3 protein-coding genes are annotated in these 5,121 nt (G+C 53.0%); all 3 read right to left on the bottom strand.

Going from position 1 to position 5,121, the window contains the following annotated elements; all coding sequences use genetic code 11:
• Positions 1-2,613 (bottom strand): VWA domain-containing protein (locus QCH34_RS06480; RefSeq protein WP_300331971.1); only part of this gene is annotated, 2,613 nt, incomplete at its 3' end.
• Positions 2,614-2,693: 80 nt separating this feature from the next.
• Positions 2,694-4,076 carry a hypothetical protein gene (locus QCH34_RS06485; protein WP_300331974.1) on the bottom strand — a complete coding sequence of 461 codons (1,383 nt, stop codon included), beginning with the start codon at positions 4,074-4,076 and terminating at the stop codon, positions 2,694-2,696.
• A 28-nt stretch (positions 4,077-4,104) separates the two neighbouring features.
• Positions 4,105-5,121 (bottom strand): thymidine phosphorylase (locus tag QCH34_RS06490; RefSeq protein ID WP_300331978.1); only part of this gene is annotated, 1,017 nt, incomplete at its 5' end.

A 5,121-nucleotide genomic window follows, 5' to 3' on the forward strand; every position in this document is an offset into this window, starting at 1 on the left:
CGGCGGGGTGATCCCGAGCCAGTCATTGGTCTGATCGATCTCCTGCGGATAGCCTTCAACCCATACGATCTCCCCTCCTTTCGTATTGTAGTGTGATACTGTTGTCTCTGGCACATACTCGAAGAGATCGCCTCCCTGATATACGGTCATGTTAATGACGATATTATCATGGGAGAGATGAAGCGTGGTGTTTACCCCGGCTTCTGTAATTAGTTCACCGGCAATCTGCGTATAGACTGATGTCAGATCCTCTTCATTGCCTGCCCAGACATAGCTGCCGCCGGTTGCTTCCGAGAGGATGGTGACATCCTGCACCACCCTCGGGGCGAGGTCCGCAGCAAATCCGATAGTATACACCCGCACCTGTTCGTCCGGGGTGCCGCTCATCGCATAAACTGACATGTTCTGGTTGGTATGCTGCCCGTCAAGAGAGACGGAGCCCTGCCGCCAGTCGTTGACTGGATACCGACGGTACCACCAGTATTCTGCACCCAATGTTCCTTTTGGATCAGGGAGATCGCTGTACCATTCATACCCCTCAGAGTAGAGGGTTGTCCCATAGCGTGTTGTTCGCACCTGACATTCACCAGGGCTGAATGAATACACAGAGCCACTCCATGGATATGCCGAACGTGCAATTCCATATGTGGTCTCATAACTCCGATCATAGACAGTTTTTTCCAGATCGGTATCAGGAAAACCAATTCCAATTGCGAGCGGAGAGCCATGGAGGTTCCAGTCTCCATCACCCATCAGGATCACCGCCTTCACTGCTCTTAGCCTTCCATCCTCTTTCAGGTGCCTGATGCCCTCATAATATCCCCGCCGCATAATCGTTGCGCCGCTTGCCGTCAGGCCATCGATTGCGGCGTTGACTGTGGCCGTATCATCAGTGAGCGGCTGGTGGATGGTGACAGCGGAGGAGAAGGATGCCACTGCCACCCGATCCCGTCCGGATTCGAGATCCATCTGCGCGACGAATTCTTTCGCCGCATTTCTTGCAGCTGCCATCCGGTTTGGCGATACATCCGTTCCAGCCATACTGCCTGATGTGTCGATAACAAGCACCACATCGACGGGATCCGGCTGGAGCGCCCACCCGTCCCCAATGATCGTCACCGTCACGGTGATCGTCTCGTTCACTGCGACCGTCTCCGGTTCGACCATCGTGCTGATGCTCAGGAAGGGATAGTTCTTCCAGGTTACAGAGACCGTCTTCTCCTCACCTTCCCAGACAGCTGCTATGACCGCGGTGCCGGTTGCGTTCTTACTATAACCGGGGTGATCCGGATCGGTTGTGAATCCTGATGGGGAGAACGTTACAATAGCAAGGCCATCATCATTTGTGACAGCTTCTGTTCCATCCAGTGATGCATCGCTTGTTGTGATGTAGTCGCCGCAATCAACCGACTGGATAGAGAAGCTGACCGTCTCGCCGGGCACCGGGTTTCCCCGTGCATCGATCACCTTTGCCCGGATATCTGCGGTGATCCCTGAGTCCAGATCTGCGCTTGGTATCACCTGAGGGTTTGCGGTCAGCAGCATCGCCACCGGTTCGGTATGGTAGAACTGCAGGGCTACAGTATCATAGACTGTCTCGTTATCAACGGCAGTGCAGGTGATCGTCACCTCCCCGACGGTGATGACCGGACCATAGCTGATCCGGATCTCCCCGGCACTGCTTGTGGAATACAATGCAGTGGTTGTTCCGGTGCCGGTGGTTGCGGTGAACTGAATATTCCTGTTCCCTGCACGATTTCCGTACTCATCATAGAATGTATAGAAGAGATCGATCTTTGATGCCCCATCTGCCGGAGCATACAGGGGGGATGCAGAGGGATCACGATGGACAGAGTGTGGGATCCCATCAGCAATTGCGGTGATTGTTATCCATCGGGACGGGATTTGCGGAGGAGATGGATCGATCAGGATGACATGATCAACAGGTTCTGTTTCGAGCCCGAGACTTGTATTCACAAATCCCTCTGCATCTACCGGGACAGAGACGGTTGCACCGTTTTCACCTGCATGGAAGAAAACTGCGTTCCCTCCGGGGGAGGTGACGGTCATCGTCACATACTCGGGAGAAAGAGAGAGAGCCGTTTCCCTCCGGTTATCAACGGAGTTTCCATAGGCATCTATGAGCAGAAGAGAGATCGGCACTGTTGCGCCGACAGTTGCCTCCTGTGGATAGGAGATATAATCGATTGCCACAGGTTCACCATGATCGACAGGCTGGATGAGCTGAGCTTCGATTGCTTCCATCTCATCCCCTGACGCATACAAGGCTTCGACCCTGATGGTGACATTTCCGCTTGTTGTACCGGGGAAAAAGGAGACTGTGCCCACCCCCGCACCATCAGTTGTGGGAGAGGGGTTTGTGAGAGATCCGGTATCTGGATCAAGGAGTGAGAAGGTGAGCAGAACACCGGGGAGCGGGACACTCTGGTTATAGACCACTGCCGTGAGTGTTGCAGGTGTGGATGATCCCGCCACCAGCCATTCCGTATCGGTTGTGATGACGATTTCATCAGGAAGAAGGGCTGCTGCCGGTGCTGCTCCGGCTGCTGCGATGATGAGAAGAAGGATGAGCAGCCGGGATGGTGAGTTCATAGCATAGATTCATCCATTCTCCTATTTAACTGCTCGCGATATAAAAGAGAGGATATAATTAAATTACCAGAATAAAAGCATCACCAGTCTTTAAACCGCTTGCTTTTACTTCCTTTTCGCCCACGGTTCCTGGAGATATACACGCCCCCTCCGAGGAGCACAAGAGCAAGCACAATACCACCTAAAAGGATCGGGTTGAACTGAGGCTCAAGAGTCATCGTGACTGAATCCTGCTGTCCATCCACTGGTATCACAAGTTGTGTAGTTCCCTGATGATACCCGTCTTTTATCGCTGAGAGGGTATGAACGGAACCCGGTGTTAGAGAGATGAAGATAATTCCCCTTTCATCGGTTGTACCTTCCACCACCCCATCTGCCGACACGATTGCTCCGGGGAGGATCGAGTGTGAAGGATCCTCAACAAGCACACGAATCGGAACCGCAGAATAAGCAAGATTTGCAACAAAATCAAGCGAATCTTCAGAAACCGTGATATTCTGGCTATAAGGTTCAAATCCCCCCTTCCTGATCTCAAGGAGGTACGTACCAGCAGTGAGCCTTCCCAGGCTCGCACGCCCATAATTGTCAGTCTTTCTCAGGAGCATTCCATCAATATAGACATCAGCGCTATCAACAACCTTCTTCACGGGATCAAAGGCCGATACAAATGGAGAGTGATATGCCTTCGAAAGGGATATCGAAAGAACCTGCTGGTCGCCGGTGATATATTCACGTTTTGCAAAGGACTGGTACTCGGGTTTTTCCACCAGAATCTGGTATTCGTATCCTTTCCGGAGATTATATGAGAAGACCCCGTCATCTCCGGTCGTTCCTTTGAGATTACCATCAATCGAGATCGAAGCCCCGCTGATCGGGAGAGCTGTCTCCACTTCAGTAACACGGAAGGCAAAACGGTCACCACGCACCATCACAACCGTGATCGGCTCAGGTTGTGCCCCGGATATGAGTACAGATCTCTGTTCATCACGGTAATCAAGAGCGGTGATAAATATCTGGTATGTTTCGCCGTCTTTAAGGGTAAAAATAGCTTTTCCATCAAATCCGGTTTCACCCGTCTTCTCGGCATCCGGACCAACCACTCTGACAATAGCGTTCCGAAGAGGGGCCACATTCTCATCATATACAAGCACAGTCAAAACGACAGTACTCCGTGGCAGGGTAATAGTCCGGTTTCTCTCGGTTGCCAGAACTGAGACGGTAGTGCTCTGATATCCCGTTTTGCTCACCATGAGGTTAAAAGCTGTTGTGCCTGCGTGATCATACAAAAATAGCCCAGAACCATCACTTGTTCCGACATGAGTACCAGCAACATAAATATCAGCACCTGGAACCCGGTTTCCCTGTGAATCCTCTACGGTGATCTGCAGGGTGACCACCGCCTGCACTGTTACCACTAGGGTAATAAGCAGGATGAGAGCAACGACAATCCGCATAGCACGCATATACAGGTTAGTATTGTTTTCTCACCTATTAGTGCATCGGTGTCCGCCAGCGGTTCCCCGGCACCCTGTCAATCAGCATTCCTTCAACAGCTATCGGCATGAGGCGGCGGCCTTCTTCAAGGGCTTTCTGGAGCCGCCAGCCGCGATCCGCATAGATGGTGAAGATCGGCTCCCCCTTCTTCACATGCTGCCCCTGTTTCTTATGGAACAAGATCCCGCCGCCGTGGTCATGCGGGGCGCCTGCTGCGCGCGCAATCGTGATCAGAGCCCGGTTATTCATCTCGACCACGTACCCGGTTTCAGGAGCATTGATGGTGAAGGAATGTTCACCGGGTGGGAGATCCTCAGCTTTCACAGCGGGATCGCCGCCTTGGATCTCAATCACCTTCTGCATCATCAGATCGGCTTTTCCCGATGAGAGGAGATCAAGCGCCGCTTCTGTTCCAGTGCCATACTGCACCTTGCCCGCCATCTCAAGAGCTATCCCTGCAATTGCGGCGCTCTTCTGCATGAGGGAGTCTGGACCAGAACCATCCTTCAGGATTGAGAGGGCTTCTGCGACTTCAAGATTGACGCCGATAGAATGGCCGATCGGAGTCTCACCATAGGTGAGTGCGCACTCGACTTTCATCCCGAGCCTATCCCCAAGCTCCATAAAGTCACGGGCGAGTTTCCTTCCCTCCTCGACGGTAGTGACTTTTGCATCCCTGCCAACAGGGATGTCGATGACGACGAGATCTGCACCGACTGCAAACTTCTTTGCCATCACCGAGGCGAGCATCTGGCCATGCGGATCGATCTTAAGGGGGTATTCATAGAGGATGATCTTGTCGTCTGCGGGGGCGATGTTTGTGGCACCCCCCCAGACAATGGCACCCCCGACCTTCTCAGTCATCTCCTGGAGCTCAGATCCGGTGAAGGCAACCGGGGCAATTGCTTCCATCAGGTCGGCTGTCCCGCCTGCGCCGGTGATCGCCCGCGAACTGGTTTTTGGGCATTTCAGGCCCGCTGCCATGATGATCGGCACCACAAGCAGGGTGATCTT

It is taken from the genome of Methanocalculus sp. (assembly GCF_029762515.1).
Taxonomy (GTDB): domain Archaea; phylum Halobacteriota; class Methanomicrobia; order Methanomicrobiales; family Methanocorpusculaceae; genus Methanocalculus.

Coding starts and splice junctions, on each gene's coding strand:
- QCH34_RS06485 (WP_300331974.1), bottom strand. CDS start 4,076: ATGCGTGCTATGCGGATTGTCGTTGCTCTCATCCTGCTTATTACCCTA.